19 protein-coding genes are annotated in these 17,735 nt (G+C 47.1%); 15 read left to right on the forward strand and 4 right to left on the reverse strand.

The window, feature by feature from the left end:
• Positions 1 to 7 precede the first annotated feature (7 nt).
• The 11 genes from A3842_RS15830 to A3842_RS15875 all read left to right on the forward strand — a co-directional run bounded on the left by A3842_RS15830 (position 8) and on the right by A3842_RS15875 (position 8,200).
• Positions 8 to 1,366, forward strand: coding sequence for a hemolysin family protein (locus A3842_RS15830; protein WP_074083913.1), 1,359 nt, complete (start codon positions 8 to 10; stop codon positions 1,364 to 1,366).
• Between the two features lie 93 nt (positions 1,367 to 1,459).
• Positions 1,460 to 2,074, forward strand: coding sequence for a heparinase II/III domain-containing protein (locus tag A3842_RS15835; RefSeq protein WP_256701721.1), 615 nt, complete (start codon positions 1,460 to 1,462; stop codon positions 2,072 to 2,074).
• Positions 2,075 to 2,298: 224 nt separating this feature from the next.
• Complete coding sequence (locus tag A3842_RS15840) at positions 2,299 to 2,514, forward strand: spore coat associated protein CotJA (protein ID WP_074083915.1); 216 nt, start codon at positions 2,299 to 2,301, stop codon at positions 2,512 to 2,514.
• Positions 2,515 to 2,516: 2 nt separating this feature from the next.
• The gene (locus A3842_RS15845) at positions 2,517 to 2,783 is read left to right on the forward strand and encodes a spore coat protein CotJB (RefSeq protein WP_074083916.1); all 267 of its coding nucleotides are present in this window, start codon (positions 2,517 to 2,519) and stop codon (positions 2,781 to 2,783) included.
• A gap of 113 nt (positions 2,784 to 2,896) precedes the next feature.
• On the forward strand, positions 2,897 to 3,466 hold the full coding sequence (locus A3842_RS15850; protein WP_074083917.1) for a manganese catalase family protein: 570 nt from the start codon (positions 2,897 to 2,899) through the stop codon (positions 3,464 to 3,466).
• Positions 3,467 to 3,553: 87 nt separating this feature from the next.
• The gene (locus A3842_RS33335; RefSeq protein ID WP_256701714.1) at positions 3,554 to 3,676 is read left to right on the forward strand and encodes a hypothetical protein; all 123 of its coding nucleotides are present in this window, start codon (positions 3,554 to 3,556) and stop codon (positions 3,674 to 3,676) included.
• 331 nt (positions 3,677 to 4,007) lie between these two features.
• Entirely contained in the window at positions 4,008 to 5,192 is a 1,185-nt protein-coding gene (locus A3842_RS15855; RefSeq protein WP_074102027.1) for an acetyl-CoA C-acetyltransferase, read from the forward strand.
• A gap of 35 nt (positions 5,193 to 5,227) precedes the next feature.
• Positions 5,228 to 5,968 carry an acetoacetate decarboxylase gene (locus A3842_RS15860; RefSeq protein WP_074102028.1) on the forward strand — a complete coding sequence of 247 codons (741 nt, stop codon included), beginning with the start codon at positions 5,228 to 5,230 and terminating at the stop codon, positions 5,966 to 5,968.
• Positions 5,969 to 6,013: 45 nt separating this feature from the next.
• Complete coding sequence (locus tag A3842_RS15865; RefSeq protein WP_074083920.1) at positions 6,014 to 6,682, forward strand: CoA transferase subunit A; 669 nt, start codon at positions 6,014 to 6,016, stop codon at positions 6,680 to 6,682.
• Complete coding sequence (locus A3842_RS15870) at positions 6,675 to 7,331, forward strand: 3-oxoacid CoA-transferase subunit B (protein WP_074102029.1); 657 nt, start codon at positions 6,675 to 6,677, stop codon at positions 7,329 to 7,331. Before A3842_RS15865 ends, A3842_RS15870 begins: the two co-directional genes overlap by 8 nt.
• Positions 7,332 to 7,597: 266 nt before the next feature.
• A complete protein-coding gene (locus A3842_RS15875; protein ID WP_074102030.1) occupies positions 7,598 to 8,200 on the forward strand; it encodes a hypothetical protein in 603 nt (200 codons plus the stop codon).
• A 103-nt stretch (positions 8,201 to 8,303) separates the two neighbouring features.
• Here the strand turns inward: A3842_RS15875 and A3842_RS15880 are convergent, their stop codons facing one another.
• Positions 8,304 to 8,852, reverse strand: coding sequence for a TetR/AcrR family transcriptional regulator (locus A3842_RS15880; protein ID WP_074102031.1), 549 nt, complete (start codon positions 8,850 to 8,852; stop codon positions 8,304 to 8,306).
• Positions 8,853 to 9,037: 185 nt separating this feature from the next.
• On the opposite strand from A3842_RS15880, the gene A3842_RS15885 reads away from it, so the two are divergent.
• The 4 genes from A3842_RS15885 (at position 9,038) to A3842_RS15900 (ending at position 12,709) form a co-directional block, all read left to right on the forward strand.
• Complete coding sequence (locus A3842_RS15885; protein WP_074102032.1) at positions 9,038 to 10,039, forward strand: NADP-dependent oxidoreductase; 1,002 nt, start codon at positions 9,038 to 9,040, stop codon at positions 10,037 to 10,039.
• An 18-nt stretch (positions 10,040 to 10,057) separates the two neighbouring features.
• Positions 10,058 to 10,834 carry an SDR family oxidoreductase gene (locus A3842_RS15890; protein ID WP_074102033.1) on the forward strand — a complete coding sequence of 259 codons (777 nt, stop codon included), beginning with the start codon at positions 10,058 to 10,060 and terminating at the stop codon, positions 10,832 to 10,834.
• A gap of 148 nt (positions 10,835 to 10,982) precedes the next feature.
• Entirely contained in the window at positions 10,983 to 11,735 is a 753-nt protein-coding gene (locus tag A3842_RS15895; RefSeq protein ID WP_074102034.1) for an SDR family NAD(P)-dependent oxidoreductase, read from the forward strand.
• 149 nt (positions 11,736 to 11,884) lie between these two features.
• Complete coding sequence (locus A3842_RS15900) at positions 11,885 to 12,709, forward strand: serine/threonine protein kinase (protein WP_074102035.1); 825 nt, start codon at positions 11,885 to 11,887, stop codon at positions 12,707 to 12,709.
• A 399-nt stretch (positions 12,710 to 13,108) separates the two neighbouring features.
• Here A3842_RS15900 and A3842_RS15910 read toward each other — a convergent pair whose 3' ends face one another.
• The 3 genes from A3842_RS15910 to A3842_RS15920 form a co-directional block, all read right to left on the reverse strand.
• A complete protein-coding gene (locus tag A3842_RS15910) occupies positions 13,109 to 14,359 on the reverse strand; it encodes a sugar efflux transporter (RefSeq protein ID WP_074102036.1) in 1,251 nt (416 codons plus the stop codon).
• Positions 14,344 to 15,684 carry a DUF6271 family protein gene (locus A3842_RS15915; protein ID WP_074102037.1) on the reverse strand — a complete coding sequence of 447 codons (1,341 nt, stop codon included), beginning with the start codon at positions 15,682 to 15,684 and terminating at the stop codon, positions 14,344 to 14,346. Before A3842_RS15915 ends, A3842_RS15910 begins: the two co-directional genes overlap by 16 nt.
• Before the next feature lie 204 nt (positions 15,685 to 15,888).
• Positions 15,889 to 17,625: an SGNH/GDSL hydrolase family protein gene (locus A3842_RS15920; RefSeq protein WP_083609609.1), complete on the reverse strand. Its 1,737-nt coding sequence runs from the start codon at positions 17,623 to 17,625 to the stop codon at positions 15,889 to 15,891.
• Positions 17,626 to 17,735: the final 110 nt, after the last annotated feature.

Consider the following 17,735-nt stretch of genomic DNA (forward strand, 5'->3'; position numbering starts at 1 on the left):
TGTTATAGTGCATGCGGAATTTGAAGTAGGGAGATTGCTGCTTAATCTTTTGCTGGTTCTGGTGCTCGTATTGTTGAACGGCATCTTTGTGGCAGCAGAGTTCTCGCTTGTGAAGGTGAGGCAGTCGCGCCTTACGCAGCTGGTCAGTGAAGGCAACAAGATGGCCGGGTATGCGCTGAAGGTTAACAAAAAACTGGACTCCTATCTGTCGGCTACCCAGTTCGGGATTACACTCGCCTCGCTGGGGCTCGGTTGGGTCGGGGAACCGGCCATTTCTGAATTGCTCGTCGAGCCGCTGATGGTTCAGATTGGGGTTACTGACCATACTCTGATCTCCACAGTGTCCGTGATTGTCGGATTCTCGATCATTACGTTTTTACATATTGTGCTGGGGGAGCTTGCACCGAAGTCCCTGGCCATTCAAAAAACAGAAGGCTCTGCACTGCTGCTGTCCGCGCCGCTGATGTTCTTCTATAATGTATTTCTGCCGTTTATCTGGGTGCTGAACGCTTCGGCCAATGCGCTCCTGAGGCTGGTAGGCGTAGAGCCGGCTAGTGAGGCAGAGGCGGCCCACTCGGAAGAAGAAATCCGTATCCTGATGAATCAAAGTGCCAAAAGCGGGGTCATCGATAAGGATGAGATGAAGCTGATGGACAACATCTTTGAATTCTCCGACCTGCTGGCCCGTGAGGTCATGCTCCCGCGTACGGATATGGATGTGTTATACAGCAATCTTTCTTTGGAAGAAAATATGCGGATTATTACAGAAACGAAGCATTCCCGCTATCCCGTGGCTTTTGAGGACAAGGACCGGATCATCGGCTTCATTCATATCACCGACCTGCTATTTGCAGAGGCTGCGCAGCAGAATGATCTGGCATCGCTGGTCCGCCCTATCCTTAATGTGCCGGAATCCATGGAGATCAGCCATGTGCTGCGGCTTATGCAGAAGAACAAGGCCCAGCTTACGCTGGTGGTGGACGAATATGGCGGGACAGCCGGACTGCTCACAGCCGAAGAAATCCTTGAAGAGATCGTAGGTGACCTGCATGACGAGTTCGAGGATGAACGTCCAAGTGTGGAACGCAATGGAGATTACATTTCTGTTGAGGGCCGGATGCTGATCGAGGATGTAAACGACCTCACCGGTGTAGTGATTGAAGACGACGAAGTGGATTCGATCGGGGGCTGGCTGTTTAAGGAGCTGGAAGGGAATCCATCCAAAGGCAAGCGGGTAATCGTTGGAGATGTCATCTTTGAGGTAGAAGAATCTACGCGTCTGCGGATTACCAGAATCAACATCCACCGGGAAACACCGTTGGCAGTGGATGACGATGAGGCTGGGGAAGATGAGGAAGGCCTGTAATAGGCGAAATACCCAGTCCTTTTAAAGGCCTGTTGTAAGCCATGAGTGTTCTGACTGGAAGTACGGGGCTGTCCCATAAGTAGATTTCTATGACTGAGACAGCTTTCTTCATTCTTATACCCACAAAAAGAGGATTATGACTTCATCGATGCCTCGCATAATGGCTATATGCGGCTGGAGCAGCCGCTGCTGCACCGCCGATGGCTGCTGATGGGGAAAAGCGTACCTCTGCTGCTGATTATCGACTGGCTGGAAGGCGAGGGAAGACATGAGGTGGAACAGCGTTTTCAGCTTCACCTGGATGCGGCAGCAGGGACTGTGAACGAAGAGTTTTATCCGGCGGTGAAAATTGATTATCCCGCCAATGCGCTTAGCATGCAGATCTGTTGGGCAGCCTGTGGGCAGGACTCACAGCCGGAGCATCCGCAGATAGAGCTGGTACCCAGCTGGGTATCGGAGATTTACGGCTCTAAGCAGGAGAGTGTGAGCTTTGTTGCCAAGCTGGTGACCGGGGAAAACTCGGGAATAGCGGCGGTCGTGCTACCTCAAGATTTGAGGCTCCCGGCAGATGGAAAAGAGTGGCGGCTTGAACAGTTGGATCTGAATCGTACGGAGCAGACGGTAACCCTTACATTGATCTGTGGCAGCCACAGACTGGATGTCAAGGCCAATGGAGAACAGGTCTATTGGAATATGAGGGATCTGTAGAGTTTATAAAAAATGAAGTGGATAGCAGTGTGGGCAAAGTGTCCCAAGGACCGTATAGCGGTTCTTGGGACACTTTTTTGCGTAAGTCTATATCTGATGGCCGTTTCAGTTGAGCGGATAAGAACTTTCCTTGGTCTACTGGCTGGCTGTGGGTCATAGATTTATTACAAAGTACTGTGTTTACTCCGGTAAGAAGCTGAAAGTAAACAGAGGAGGAGAAAAGTATGAATTCCCAGGAGCGTGTATGGACACCGTACCGGGGCCCGTTTGATCCTTGCCCGCCGGTGCCATTCAAGACGTACGTAGTTCCCCCGAATCAATTTATCAATTTCCAGCCGCCTAACTTGCCGCAGTTTACCTTACCCGAAGCTCTAAAAGCGGGTACGCTGTGGCCTGCCCTATTCAGTCCATATGAATCCAAGAGCAAAGGAGGCAAGTAGACATGGAAGCAAGTCCTTGCGATCCCCGTTACTATGAGATGCTGGAGCAACTGCAGGTTCTCGATTTTGCATTGGTGGAGCTGAATTTGTATCTGAATACTCATCCTGAGGATTTAAAAGCAATCGAGCAGTTCAACCAGCTGACCCAGGAGCGCACCCGGCTGGCGAACCAGTTCCAGGAGCTGTATGGTCCGCTGCAGAACTTCGGCCGTGCCTATTCGAAATGTCCATGGGAATGGAACCAGACCCCCTGGCCCTGGCAGGTCTAGCTGGCTTGACGCTATGCTCACATAACTAAGCGTATGCTTCCGAAGTGAGTTTTGTACGAAGCGGATTGAAGGAGGCATATGCTCACAAAACTTTGAGGAGGGATAGTTCCCAAATGTGGATATATGAGAAAAAGCTGCAATATCCAGTACGTGTCGGCAAATGCGACGTACGGATGGCGCGTTATCTAATGGAGCAGTATGGGGGAGCGGACGGGGAACTGGCGGCTGCGCTGCGATATATGAATCAGCGGTATGCCATTCCAGACAAAGTGATAGGCGTGCTGACGGATATTTCAACCGAAGAGTTTGCCCACCTCGAGATGATCGCAACAATGATCTACAAGCTGACCAAGGATGCCACCATAGATCAACTGGAAGCCGCCGGACTGGGTCCGAACTATGCGACACGGGATCATGCGCTGTTCTACCAGAATGCAGCGGGGGTCCCGTGGACAGCAACGTATATCCAGGCCAAAGGAGATCCGCTTGCCGATCTCTACGAAGACATTGCCGCCGAAGAGAAAGCCCGGGCTACATACCAGTGGCTGATCGACATGACTGATGATGTGGACTTACAGGACAGCCTGAAGTTCCTGCGGGAGCGGGAGATTGTGCATGCGCTGAGGTTCAAGGAGTCGGTGCAGATCTTAATTGAGGAGAGGGATAAGAAGCGAGTATTCTGAGCGCTTGGAACAGGAAGACTGAACTAAAGATATTGCAGGTAAGAGCCGAGCTTGAAGCACGGCTCTTTTTTCATGAGGAGCGATCACATGAGAATGAGCGTTGGCCAAACCACCGAAAGCGCATACATGGACAAAACAGGCAAGATCATGCAGCGGAGGATCGAGGACGCCTCCAGCCCCGATGAACTGCCGGAGCGCTTTTCGACGTGAACTTTTTTGTCTCTTTTCATACATTTTTTCAGAAACAATCAGAAATAACCATTAATAACCAGAAATTCAAAGGAAATGGTAGAACAATTACATTATGTGAGTATACAAGGCCTCATACATATTGATATGGGAATTTATGTATTTATTTGAACATTGAGTAAAATGAATATTAGATTTACGATAAATGTGTTAAAAAATTCCAAATAAAAGGACGGAGGAAGGATGAAGGAGGAAGGTGATCAAACCGTAACGCTCACTCTCTCATACACCGTGATATATACCCGCATGTAAGTATGGTTTCTTAAACAAATGGAAAGGAATGTGAGGTTTTGTGAAAAAAGTTGCATTAGTAAGCCCATTAAGAACAGCTGTGGGTTCTTTTAACAACGGACTTTCAACGGTAAGCGCTACAGAATTAGGAGCAAACGTGATGACTGCCTGCCTTCAGCAAAGCCAATTAGAGCCTGCATTGATTGATCAAATTTATTTAGGAAATGTCCTTCAAGCGGGTATTGGCCAAAATCCTGCCAGACAGGCGGCACTAAAAGCTGGCATCCCCATTGATGTGCCTGCATCAACAATAAACACAGTTTGCGGTTCAGGGCTTCATGCCGTCGCTTTAGCTTACAACTCTATTTTGGCAGAACAAGGCAGCGTCCTCTTGGCTGGAGGGATGGAGAGCATGTCGAACGCCCCTTATGTGCTAAGGAATGCACGAAATGGCTACAAGCTTGGCAATAGTGAATTGATAGACACTGTAGTAACCGACGGCCTTACGTGTCCCATCAATAAATATCATATGGGGATTACTGCGGAAAACATTGCCGGGAAATATAACATTTCAAGACTTGAGCAGGATGAATTTGCCTATGGAAGCCAGATCAAGGCTATAGAAGCAAAAAACAAGCAGGTTTTTGCAGAGCAAATTGTTCCCGTTATGACCAAAACCAAAAAAGCGAGTGTTTGGTTCTCAGAGGACGAACATGTAAGAGGAGATGTGAGCAAAGAAAAACTTTCCAATTTAAAACCTGCATTTAAGGAAAACGGATCGGTTACTGCCGGAAATGCCTCGGGGATCAATGATGGAGCGGCGGCTGTACTTGTTATGTCGGAAGACAAATGCAAGGAACATGCGGTACAACCGTTAGCCTATATCAAGGGTTATTCCCTTGTTGGCGTTGACCCTGCATACATGGGAATGGGTCCGGTGAGAGCCATTTCGTCACTTCTTAAGGACCAGGGAATCCCTCTTGATGCCATCGATTTGTTTGAGATTAATGAAGCCTTCGCTGCACAAGCATTAGCGGTATTGAAAGAGCTTGGGATCAACCCGGAGAAGGTGAATGTCAACGGCGGCGCAATTGCGATCGGACATCCTGTCGGTGCAAGCGGAGCTAGGATATTGGTTACGTTGGTGCATGAAATGGTACGAAGCTCTTCGCGTTACGGCATAGCCAGTTTATGCATCGGAACAGGGATGGGAATCGCGATGCTGGTTGAGAATGCACTCATCTAACACATATCTAACAGAAAGGGAGATCAAGATCAATTATGAATCCAAAAGAGGTTCTTTCACTGCAATCCATGCCTGCGGCCAGCTCCAGTTACGGGCGTCCCCCCTACCGCTTTATCGACCGGGAGTTTTTTATTATTACTTATGAATCCGATCCCGCTGCGATCAGACAGGCGGTCCCGGAACCTCTACAGCCGGATGGAAGCAATACCGTTTCTTATGAATGGATCAAGATGCCTGATTCATCCGGTTTAGGAAATTATGAGGAGAGCGGTATTGTTATCCCGTGTACCTTTCATGGGGAATCCTGCAATTTTGTTGCCCAAATGTATTTGGATAACGCGCCTGCTATTCTTGGAGGACGTGAAATTTGGGGGTTTCCCAAAAAGTGGGCGAATCCCCGCCTCAGTGTTGAAGGCACGGAGACGCTGACCGGTACTTTGCATTATAACCATGTTCAGGTGGCCCTGGGTACCATGCCTTTCAAACATAACATTCTCGATGAAGAGGATACGGCTAGAGCCATCGCAAAAACCCAAGTGAATTTAAAATTAATTCCCGATGTTGACGGTACCCCTAAAATTGCGCAGCTAGTTGCGTATAATCTCGAAAATATTAACGTAAAAGGCGCTTGGTCAGGGCCGGCCCGATTAAGCCTGATCCCCCATGTCAATGCTCCTGTGGCAGATTTGCCAGTTAAAGCGTATATCGGCGGCAAACACTTTATTGCCGATTTAACGCTGCCATATGCAAGAGTCATTCATGACTATCTCCAGTAAAAAATTCTTATATTCTCAAAAAAAATATACAAGGAGTCAGAAACCATGAATAACAAATTAATCTCCGCAGAAGACGCCGTTAAGAAGGTCAAAGACGGAGACACGGTGATGGTCGGCGGTTTTCTGGCCGGAGGCCACCCGGAACAGTTGGTACGAGCGCTTGTCGAGACCCACTCCGCCGATAATCTCTCCATTATTTCCAATGATACGGGTACCACGGAATTATCTATATATAAGCTTGTAAAAAGCGGCAGAGTCAAGCGGATTTATGCATCCTATATCGGTTCCAATCCGGAAACAGGAAGACTCCTTATGACCAAAGAAGCGGAGGTGAGCCTCTTCCCGCAAGGCACGTTAGCAGAAAAAATACGTGCAGGAGGAGCGGGCCTGGGCGGTGTTTTAACACCTGTAGGTGTAGGTACCATTGTAGAGGAAGGCAAAAGGAAAATAGATATTGACGGAAGGGAATATCTGCTCGAACTGCCACTCAAAGCAGACGTGGCGCTAATCAGAGCCCATAAGGCAGATGAAGCGGGGAATCTTGTGATCAACGGCTCTTCACGCAACTTCAATTTCGTTATGGCTATGGCGGCAGATTATGTAATAGCCGAGACAGATGCATATGTAAAGCTCGGGGAGATCGATCCCAATCATGTTAACGTACCTGGAATATTTATTGATGCCATTGTAAAGGTAGGGGATACCCATGAATAACCGAGAATTCATTGTGAGAAGAATCGCCCAGGAATTCAAAGACGGCGATGTGGTCAACCTGGGGGTTGGCATGCCTACCATGGCGGTAGACTATATTCCCGATAATGTTCATATTATGCTGCAGGCTGAGAACGGAATCCTCGGTGTGGGCCCCAAAGCCACAAAGGGACAAGAAAGTATCGATTGTATCGATTCTGGCGGAAGTTACGTTACAACCATGACAGGAGCTTGCTATTTTGACAGTGCGCTTTCATTCTCCATCATCCGTGGAGGGCATGTGGACATCACCGTTTTGGGTGCCCTGGAGGTTGATGAGAACGGCAACCTTGCAAGCTGGATGATTCCAGGGAAAAAAGTGCCTGGCATGGGGGGAGCTATGGACTTGGTGGTCGGGGCCAAGCGTGTCATTATAGCCATGGAGCATGTGAATAAAGATGGGGAACCGAAAATACTAAAAAATTGCAAGCTGCCCCTCACTGCTGTAAATGTTGTGAAAACCATTGTAACCGAAATGGCTGTCATCGATGTGATTCCAGGCAAAGGGCTGATGCTGAGTGAAATTGCGCCGGGTCTATCGGTGGAAGACGTTCAAAAGGCAACCGGCGCCGAGCTACTGGTCTCGCCTAACTTAAAGGCTATTGCCGTCTAATCCAAACGATAACCTCCGGTACATGGCTGATTCCAAACATTGCCCCAGGAAATCGTACCGGGATGAAGGCCAATTTGCTAGTCTCCTAGGAGGCTGGCTTTTTTTTATGTTATTTCCACAATAGTGGATTCATGGAAAGTATGTTCGGCAGCTACGCAAACTGCCGCTCGGGATAACAACAAAAAGATCGATAGTAGTCAGACGCTTGGTTGGTTAACATACGCTGTGTTAATATAATTGAATAATAAACCAGAGGAGGAAAATCATTGGGTTTTAAAAGATTTTATATCTTATTGACTTCAACTCTTCTACTTTTTGTACTGGCAGGTTGCAGCGGCAGTTCAGGGGCCAGTAATTCCAAGGCCGCCAAGATGGAGCCGGATACGTTCTCGGAGCAGGATATGGCCATCTACAAAGTAGATAACAGCAAAGAAAAGGTCAGCTACGGCATGCGCCGCAAGGATGCGGAGAAGGTGCTAGGGACCGGAAGTGTAGGGATTCCCAATTCGTATACATATGAGTCTGGAGTAAGCGTGCTCTACAGGGATGATAAGGCCGTAGCCATAACGCTGAAAAGAGAATCCCAGGGGACATATAGAACTGGCCGGGGGGCTGAAACCGGCATGACGAAAGCGAATATTAAAGAGTTATACGGAGAGAAATATGCATTTGAGAGTAATGAGAAATATATGGAGTATTACTACGATACAGAAGCGAAGCAACTTGTGGAAGGATCTGCAATAAAGTTGAATTCGCTCTCGGGGGAAGAGCTTAGAGCCAAACAACTGGTATCAACAGCCTATGATGCGGAAGGGAATGCTATGCTGATCATCCTGCTGGATGGGCAAGCCGCCAACACTTTCAAATAATATCTAATTGTTCATTTAGGAACTACTTCACACACACCGTCATTTTCTGCCGGTGTGTTTATTTTTGCAAATTCTCTTCGATAAGAGAGCGGTTTTTTTGGATTCACAGCCCCTGTTTGATCAAATTCCATATCCGTTCGAACCTGTCTTGGTAGTCTGGGTAATTCCAGGATTCTTTGAAGGATGGTAGGCTAAATACCGCAAACGCGGATAGAATCGCCTCTGCTCTTTCTAAGTGTGGATCGTGATAGTCCATGAAGCCGTCAATAATCTGGTAGGAATCCCATAGAACGTCGCGTAATACCAGTGGATTGCTATCAACGTATTGCGTATTCAGGGCGAACATCTTGGGATTCTCGTTATAGGCGCGTTTTTTGGCATTCGCAAAGGCCCAGAGCCAATCATGGAGCCATTCCTTAGGATTAGCCGAATGAGTCATATCGATTTGGATTTGTTCTGAAATCATCCGGTTGAACCAGTTCTTAGAGACGGCTGCCCAGAGCTCTTGCTTATTTTTAAAATGTTTATAGAGCGCTGCGTGGGTGATACTTAATTCATCCGCAATTTGGGAGAGCGTCACTTCGGATTTTTCCGTGCGCTCCATTAATGCCTCGGCTGTTTCAATAATGAGCTCTTGTGTGATTTTAGCCACTGTGCTTCCATCCCTTCCTCAATCAATAAATTCCTTAATCATCGTGTACACCTGCCTGCATTTTAGCATATTTAATAGCGGGTAACAAATGTTGACTTTTGTAACCTCTGGGATTATGCTTGTTGTGCAAGTTACAAAATACGATAAATGTTACTTTTTATTCAGGGCAAAGGAGGCCATCCATTATGAAAGCAGCACAGATCACCAAATATTCGAAAAAGTTCATAGTAGAAGTCAACGATATTCCAGTTCCGGGAATAAGTGATCACGAAGTCTTGGTCAAGGTGAAGGCAGCAGCGGTTAATCATTTGGAATTGCTTATCGCTACCGGAAGCGTGAAGCTGATCCAGGATTATGAATTTCCACTGGTACTTGGTAACGAGCTGACGGGTGTTATTGAGAAGGTCGGTAAGAACGTCCATGAATATAAAGTGGGTGATGCCATTTATTCACGCCTGCCACTTCACAAAATTGGTGCTTTTGCTGAGTACGCGGCGATTCGTGCAGATGCTATCGGGCACTTACCCGCTAATCTGGATTTTGTGACCGGTGCTGCTGCGCCATTAACAGGCTTGACTGCCTATCAAGGATTACATGAAGAACTAGCTGCTAAAGCTGGCGAAAGCGTGTTTATCCCCGGGGGTTCGGGTTCATTTGGCCAAATGGCCATTCCTATCGCCAAAAGCATGGGGCTTAAGGTCATCGTCAGCGGAAACCCGCAAGCTCGTGAACGGACAATGGCGGCTGGAGCAGACCAATATATTGATTACACGACGGAGAACTATTGGGAACAACTTCGTGATGTAGATTATGTGATGGACACCTTGGGACCAAGCGAATTTGATCATGAGCTTTCAATTATCAAAGCAGGTGGTCGCCTTCTTTCTCTGCGGACGGGTCCTAACAAACGTTTTGCCGAAGATATCGGCTTGTCAGGCTGGAAGCAAAAGCTCTTCGCCATTGCCGGGGCTAAATATGATTACAAAGCGAAGAAAAAGAAGATTCAATATCATTTTATTTTTGTACGGAGTGATGGCGAACAGTTAAAAAAAATTACGAAGATTATTGAAGATAACGGGATTGTCCCAGCGGTGGACCCGACAGAATTCCACATTGAAGATATTAACGAAGCACTGAATTTTGTGGCTACAGGTCATCCCAAAGGAAAAGTCATTATCCGATTCTAAGGAGAGTAGACGATAACAATGAAATTAATAAATAGAACGATATTGGTGACGGGCGGGACCTCCGGGATTGGCTTTGCTTTTGCTAAACGTTTTCTCGCGATGGGAAATACCGTGATCATTACAGGGCGTTCACAAGAGCGCATCGACCAGGCAGTAAAGAACAATCCCGGACTCATTGGGCTGGCGGCAGACGTTAGTGATCCCATAAGCGTTGATCAGCTGGCCCAAGAACTCGCTATACACTATCCGAAACTGGATATTGTTTTTAATAATGCTGGTATAATGCACGAATATGACTTGTTTGATCAAAGTATCACCTACGAGCACCTTACAGCAGAAATCACCACGAACTTGAACGGCACCATCTATGTCACTAAGGCTTTGTTGCCACTGTTAGCCAAACAACAGGAGGCCATGATTGTTAACGTCAGCTCACTGCTTGCAAATATTACAGTTGCTAACGCACCGGCTTATTCTGCAACGAAGGCAGGCGTCCACATGTTCAGTGATGCATTACGTGAGCAAATTCGTGCCAAAGGAAAAAATATTCATGTGATGGAACTTTGTCCACCCGTTATTTCCGAAACCAATCTCACAGACACGTATGACGAAGGGTTCCTGAATAAGATGATCTCTTTGCCATTGGCGAAGCTTGTTAATGCTGGTATTACTGGGATGGAAAAAAACAAACTACGCGTGAACGCAGGTTTTACTAAAGTAATGCGTTTTTCCATGAAGTTCGCCCCGGATTTCATCACACATACTTGGGGTCAAATGATTCTGAAAGCAAAATAATGCGAGAATATCTGGAAAGATAATTCTTTACTGAACGTTCTAGAAATGATATGCTAGACCAAGTTAGAGTGACCGTTTTATTTTAACTAAAGTAGAACGATCATTCTTCAATTATCTAAAAAATACTTATTAAAGGGAGAGAATTAAGATGAAGTACACAGTGATCACAGGAGCAAGCTCAGGAATTGGATATAAAACAGCATTGGCGTTTGCTGCACGCGGTAAAAACTTAATTTTGGTAGCCAGACGATTAGATAAATTAGAAGAGCTTAAATCAGCAATCCAGGTTATGGATCCGAATGTAGATGTTATTGTTCATACAAGTGACCTGTCGGATACAGAGCAGGCCTACACACTGTATAACACTTTGAAGGAATACCAAATTGAAACCTGGATTAATAATGCCGGGCTTGGTGAAGCTTCTTTTGTAGCAGAACAGAATTTAGACAAAGTTGAAACCATGCTTCGTGTTAACATTGAATCCTTGACGATCCTTTCTACACTATTTGTGCGGGATTACGCTAATGTAGAAGGAACTCAGTTGATTAACGTATCATCGGCACTCGGATATGCGATTGCTGTGGGGAGTGTGGCTTATTCTGCATCTAAATATTATGTCAGTGCCTTCACCGAAGGGCTTGCCAAAGAACTGGAGCTTAAAGGTGCGAAATTGAAAGCAAAAGTGTTAGCACCAGCAATAACCGAAACGGAATTTGTGAAGAAATCAATCGATGCTGAAGAATTTGATTACAAAGCAAACATGCCTAAGTACCACACTGCCGAACAAATGGCGGGTTTCATGATAGAGCTATATGATAGCAACGATGTGGTAGGTATTGTTGACCAGAACTATGACTTCAATCTGAGAAGTCAAATCTATCCAATAATCTCAGAGTTTTAATTCGAATCCATCTATTCGCTTAAATTCATTGGAAGAGGAGAAAGTATCCTGGCAGAAATGGCTTCAGTCAGCCGCTGAATATCGTCATCTATGAGATAATAACATTACTAGTGTTCTATAACCTATAGAGAATGTGGGGTGGAAGAGTAATGGTATTTGAACGGTGGCGAAGATTTGTTCAGGCCTGGCGGGATTTCCCGCTTCCGGAAGGGAGCCGGATCGGTGAATGGTATACGATAGAATCCCTATTAGGGGAAGGGAGCTACGGGCTTACTTACCGGTGCTTCGACTCCAGGGATGGAGCTCTTCTAGCTGTCAAGCAGTCCAGACCGAGCAAGAAAGCGGTGGGACGGAGTATGCTGGCCAAGGAGCGGGATATCCTACAGGCCATGAATCATCCCCACATTCCCAAATGCCGCGGTTACTTTGAGCAGAGGGGTTCAAAGTGGCTGGTGACCGATTATATAGAGGGTAAAACGCTGGAGAATCTGATCTTCGATGAGCACGTGGTCTACGGGGAGCGGGAGTGCCTGGCCACAACCCTGAGACTGATGGAATTGGTAGCCCATGTCCATTCGCGTGGATATGTTCACCTTGATCTGCGAATTCCTAATGTGATTCTCCAGAATAATGAAGAAGTATACTTGATTGATTTCGGGTTGGCAAGGCGGATCGGAGAGGCGGAAACGGTGCTGGAGAGGCGGAGCCCGAAGGTGGAGGAGATACCGAAACGGAAGCCGCCGGTTATTGCCTCGGATTTGTATGATATCGGGCAATTCATGCTGTTCATGCTGTATTCCGGTTTCAGACCCGAACCGGGAGTGGCGGAGCGGGGCTGGCGGGAAGAACTGGACTTGTCGCCAGGAATGCTGCGTATCGTATCCCGGCTTCTCGGAGAACAGGAAGCCTACCCGGATACAGCCGTTTTTGTCCGTGAAGCCGAAGCTTTGCATGAGAGTCTGCAGTCATATTGATTTCCGCACAAAAAAGGCGCCTTCATCCAAAAGATGAAAGGCGCCTTGTGATTTTGGAACAGTGCTCAAACGGGCAAAGATTAGCTTGAGCTGCCGTAGCGATTCTTATAATATTTATGTCCATTTCCTCCATGGTGCGCGTCCGAAGATGAGTGGCGTTTGTATCCGTGATTACTGCTAGAATGTCTGCCGTATACAGGCCTCTCTTTATGACCGCTTGAAGATCTGCTTCGCCTTCCATGTTGGGAGTGTTCCATGGAGTGCAGGACTTTGCCGAGAATTTTTTTTAGCATCATGTTTCCTCCTCTAGGGTTATATAGGCCGCTTAGTGCGGTCTTATTACTTAATTACCCCTGTAGTACGGTATTCATACCTGCAGGTTTCGTGATTAGTCAGTGGTTATGTTAACGTTTCAGCCTGCTTCATGGAATCTTTCTTATTGCTTAGTAAGCTTGTGCTGTTAATAAGCACGAGTCCAAGGCCAGCCAGGGTGGCACAGGCGATGAATATCGCGCGGTTCCCCATCCACTCCCCAATACTCCCAGCCATGAATCCGCCAAGCATAAGTCCGATGGTTGTAGCATTGGAATACATTGTTGTCGCGGTTCCAGGGGATTCTGGAATTAGCTCCTGACAATAATTGAGGCCAACGCCCAGTACAATAGACACGTAGGCAGCATTCAGAATCTGGCAAGCTGCCAGTTGCCAGGTTGTATCCGCTCCAGACGATAAAACAAAATAAAGAACGCCAAACACACCAGCGGCTTTCATAATGAACGTATTGCCGTACTTTTTAGCCAATAGACCGAATCCAAGCATAAACGGGATTTGTAGCAGAGCGCCCAGCCCAACCAGCCAACCGACGGTTTGGTCTGTAGCGCGAAGATTAACCGTAGTAAGCAAAGGTAAGGCAATTCCTGACATAGCATTGCTGGTCTCGAAAATCATGAAGGCAGAGATGGAGACCCACAGCAGCCAGCGTCCCGTTTGTTTGGGAGTCTTTGTCCGTGCCAAAGTTAGGTCCGTGTCAGTCACGGAAGGACGGTCATATCTAACCAGATATACAAATACAATCAATGCTATTACAGCATACAGACCCGCAACAAATAGGAATAACGCGCTATAATCCCGATTTCTGATCAACAAGGGGGCAAGCAGGGGGCCTACTACCCACGAAAGGGAAAATAAGGTTCTTTGCAGAGATATCGCAATGGCTGCGTCCTTGTTCACCGCAGTGGCTGCATCCCTCACATAGGCAAATATTTGCGGGAATACAGAAGTCGCCAGCGCAATGAATGTAATGGATACGATCAGTAAAGTGTAATAATTCTCAAAAACAGCAAAAAGAGAATAGCCGATGATTGCAGCTGCTGATGCGGCGAGTAGTATGGTTTTTCGATTAAGCCGTCTATCAGATAACCTGCCGATCCAGCTGGACACCCCCACCTCGAACATAGAGGAGACGGTCAAAAATATCCCCAGCATCCATGAGCTCATTCCAATTTGCTGCATTCCGAACAATGGCATGAATGTCATGGTCAAGGAGAAACCGACACCCATAAGAAAGGTGCAAGCCAAGGCAGGCAGATATGCCGGGATGTCTCTAGATTCCGCTAAATCGGCTAGTAGTTGATTCAATATGCGTTGCATCTGGATTCGCTTCCTATCTGCTCAGAAAGATGGATTAACTCTCTCCAGATATTTTGCAGCTTAATGCTTCTAGTATAATCATCATCGAGTTCGTCAATCAGAAGGCTTGCACCACGTTCCAGTTCCTCTGCAACTTGGCGATATTCGTCCAGCCCGGAGGGCAGTAGAATTCTGTGTGCCAGGTCATGAACCAAGCCTAATCTTGTCTTCCTGTCCAAGTTCATCTGGCATTCGGATAGCAGATTCACCAAAGTGGAGGGTCCTGTATCCCGGAGAATATGAAAACCGTTCTCTTCAGGAAGGGCTAGCCGGTGCAAATAATTGCAGCGGAATTCCGTTATGAAAAAATTGTAATCCGCCAGCTTCGCGATGCCTTTCCAATAGTTCAAGGTTCCGTCCTGCTGCTTACGGGTGTATTCATGGGCATGAATAATCCGCTGGGTATGATAGACTGCGGGGACTTTTAACAGGGAGCCCAATATATAAGTGTGATAATCGAATCCGATACAGTGGGAGCCGATAAAATTGGGAATCCACTTAAAAATCTCCATCATCGCGATATTTCCGCATTCAGGATAATTGGGGACAATCTCAGGGATATCGGGAAGCTGCTCACAGGTGATCAATAACGGCCGAGTGCGGAAGTTCAGCTCGCCATCACTGTATTTGGCGTCAATGTAAGCAGGTATCCGGGCTTCGGGTATGCTTAATAGGGTCAGAAATTCATTTAGTGTCTGTGTATTATGCTGCTGAAGCAGTTCCAGAGTCACATTCCAATCTCCGATGTAATCGCTGCCTGCGATCCAGATTTCTTCTTGCAGTAATTCATCAGTAAGGCTCTCGCAGGTATCCATCATAGGAAGTACCTCGGCAACTTTTTTACCGATAAACTGCATTTCCCCCGAAACGGGATACAAGGTCTCATCACCCAGGGGAGTAAAACAATCCGAATCTCTGCGATGAATCACCTTCCGCCCGTACCTGGCAGCAACGAGATAGAGCATATTAAAAACCTTACCATAATCGACTTCCTCCGGATGAGGATAGAGCAATCGGGTTAATTCAGCGAGATCCCATTGTCCATGCTCAGCGAGATCTCGAATCCACTCTAATTGGTCATTGAGATCATGGTGAATGATCGGAATGGAAGTGGTCTTCTGAAGTGCCATAATGTCTTTCTTGTTTTTTATCACTACATGGGAAGGTCCATTATCTAGGATGATTAACTCTTCCGGATCGATTCCCCGTTGCTGCATGGATGTCATTTCAATAAGGATAGATTGGACAGCAGGCAGTACAAGGCGATTGGTCGGGATGGCAAACATTAAATGGGTCATCTCCTATTATATAGATAGAATAGAGGCAGGCAAATTATAGCATATCTGATAAAATTACGGAATCGATAGTTTGCCCCCGTTCATAATCCTAGTAAGCTGGTAATAAAAAATTCCCTTCCCCAGCAGAATGACCACCGGGAAAAGGAATTTATTTTAGGGTTTACCGTTGGTTGACTCCCCATTGAGGAAGGTCTAAGCGTTATATCCAAAACCCAGAATAGTAAAGCATTTATCCCGATCATCAGGCGCCATTTGAATTTCGATTACATGCTCCTGGCTATGCTCATTCTGATAGAGAATCACCGGATTGCAGTGTGTCCAGTTGTTCTCATGCGGATCAGCGGTGACTGCCAGCTTGCCATCTACGAAAATCTCCGCTTTACCGAACTCGGAGCTGCCCGAATCCTTGTATACCAGGATAAGGTTTCTACTGGTTATACTCAGCTTGAAGTTGTCCGGCCCGGACGCTGCCGTATGCATCCAGTTATAGGGGAATTCGGGCGTCCCAACCGGGCTCAGATCCATTTCGACCATCTGCAGTTCTGTATCCGTACCCGTAAATCCACCCGCTTCGATGACAGCGCCTGTATGGCTCTTGCGGTCCAGCAAACGGGTCCCGGCAAAATCATTCCCGAGAACCGGCTGTTGATCCAACGTGATATCCTCATCGTCCATATCCGATTTATAGGTTTCAGAGAACAAGTAGGCGAGACAATCCGCCATGACCCGGTGACCATCATTAGTAGGATGGTAGATGTCATAGAAAAATTGCCGTTTCGATATGATGTTGCCCTCAGCCTTGCTCAGGCGGAACTGCCCGGTCACCGCGTCCTTTACGCTCACCATGGGAAGATTATAGTGCAGGCCTACAGGTGAAAGCCGTTCCTGCAGGTTCCAGTCATTCACAAACACGCTGAACAGCAGAATTACGGCAGGCTGGTTACGCGCAGAAAGAATTTTCAGGCAGAGGCTTTCGTAGCAATTGCCCTTCGTTTCATCCCCCTCGTCATTGACTGCAAATTCAACCACCACGATGTCCGGCATTACGGCGCCGTCTCTAAGAATGTCACTATCATAGCGGATCACTCCAAGTTCCGAGGGTGTACCCCCTACACCGGCTTTTACATAGTGAATGTTCTCTCCCCCGTCCCGGCCGAACAGTTCCTTGAATCTTACATAAGATTGATAGGCATAACATTCTGTATGTATCGGCTTCGCCCCCGCACCCTGAGTAATAGACCCTCCGATGAAAGCGATCGTAACATCCTCACCCCGTAATGCTTTATCTATGGCGGATTTCAATCTTTTATTATTTCCTGAATGCATGAAGGACTTCGCGATCATGTCCCGGTATTCCTTGGAACCGTATGCAACCGGCGGCTCGGCTATAAGCTCAGGCGCAGTATATCCGTCGTTCAGATAGAACATAATGCTTGCCGTTGCCAGCTCGCCTTCGTGGCTGAACTCAAAGGCGAATTTGCCGGGGATGTCATCCTCCTCTGCCCACTCGATATCCTCCAGCCTGAGCACCATTTCTGTTCCGTCATTCGGGCATGGAACAAGCAGGCGGGTGCCTGTCTCATACTTGCTCGTTCTGCCCCAGTTCTGCAGAAGAAAAGAAACTGCTGCCTCCCCGCTGTTCGCCTTGACGGAGACACCGATACTGTGGACTAATTTGCGAAATCCTGCCCAACTGCCCAGTAGAGCCAGCATCTCTTCATCCGTAACGCCGCCAATATATTTGGCCTTGTCAATCAAATAGCTGCCGTCCAGATAGATTTCCTGCGAAGGCCGGCCTTCGGCCCTGGCAGTCGCCTCAATAGCTGTTTCAAATAATATGAAAAAGCCGCTTCTTTTCTCCACCGGGTCTTTAGGTGCCGTAGGGCCTTCGTTATTGCCGGCAGCAATGATCCTGTTTTTGTCTTTCACTTCGACCAGCCTCGCTTTTTATAAGTATGAATGCGTTCACATTAACTTATATTATAGACATGGACGCAGGATCAGCTCAACGAGCATTAGGAATTTGTATTTAGTTATTA

This window comes from Paenibacillus sp. P3E (assembly GCF_001909045.1).
Taxonomy (GTDB): domain Bacteria; phylum Bacillota; class Bacilli; order Paenibacillales; family Paenibacillaceae; genus Paenibacillus_AQ; species Paenibacillus_AQ helianthi.

Coding starts and splice junctions, on each gene's coding strand:
- A3842_RS15840 (WP_074083915.1), top strand. CDS start 2,299: ATGAATTCCCAGGAGCGTGTATGGACACCGTACCGGGGCCCGTTTGAT.
- A3842_RS15845 (WP_074083916.1), top strand. CDS start 2,517: ATGGAAGCAAGTCCTTGCGATCCCCGTTACTATGAGATGCTGGAGCAA.
- A3842_RS15850 (WP_074083917.1), top strand. CDS start 2,897: ATGTGGATATATGAGAAAAAGCTGCAATATCCAGTACGTGTCGGCAAA.
- A3842_RS33335 (WP_256701714.1), top strand. CDS start 3,554: ATGAGAATGAGCGTTGGCCAAACCACCGAAAGCGCATACATGGACAAA.
- A3842_RS15860 (WP_074102028.1), top strand. CDS start 5,228: ATGAATCCAAAAGAGGTTCTTTCACTGCAATCCATGCCTGCGGCCAGC.
- A3842_RS15865 (WP_074083920.1), top strand. CDS start 6,014: ATGAATAACAAATTAATCTCCGCAGAAGACGCCGTTAAGAAGGTCAAA.
- A3842_RS15870 (WP_074102029.1), top strand. CDS start 6,675: ATGAATAACCGAGAATTCATTGTGAGAAGAATCGCCCAGGAATTCAAA.
- A3842_RS15885 (WP_074102032.1), top strand. CDS start 9,038: ATGAAAGCAGCACAGATCACCAAATATTCGAAAAAGTTCATAGTAGAA.
- A3842_RS15890 (WP_074102033.1), top strand. CDS start 10,058: ATGAAATTAATAAATAGAACGATATTGGTGACGGGCGGGACCTCCGGG.
- A3842_RS15895 (WP_074102034.1), top strand. CDS start 10,983: ATGAAGTACACAGTGATCACAGGAGCAAGCTCAGGAATTGGATATAAA.
- A3842_RS15900 (WP_074102035.1), top strand. CDS start 11,885: ATGGTATTTGAACGGTGGCGAAGATTTGTTCAGGCCTGGCGGGATTTC.
- A3842_RS15910 (WP_074102036.1), bottom strand. CDS start 14,359: ATGCAACGCATATTGAATCAACTACTAGCCGATTTAGCGGAATCTAGA.
- A3842_RS15915 (WP_074102037.1), bottom strand. CDS start 15,684: ATGTTTGCCATCCCGACCAATCGCCTTGTACTGCCTGCTGTCCAATCT.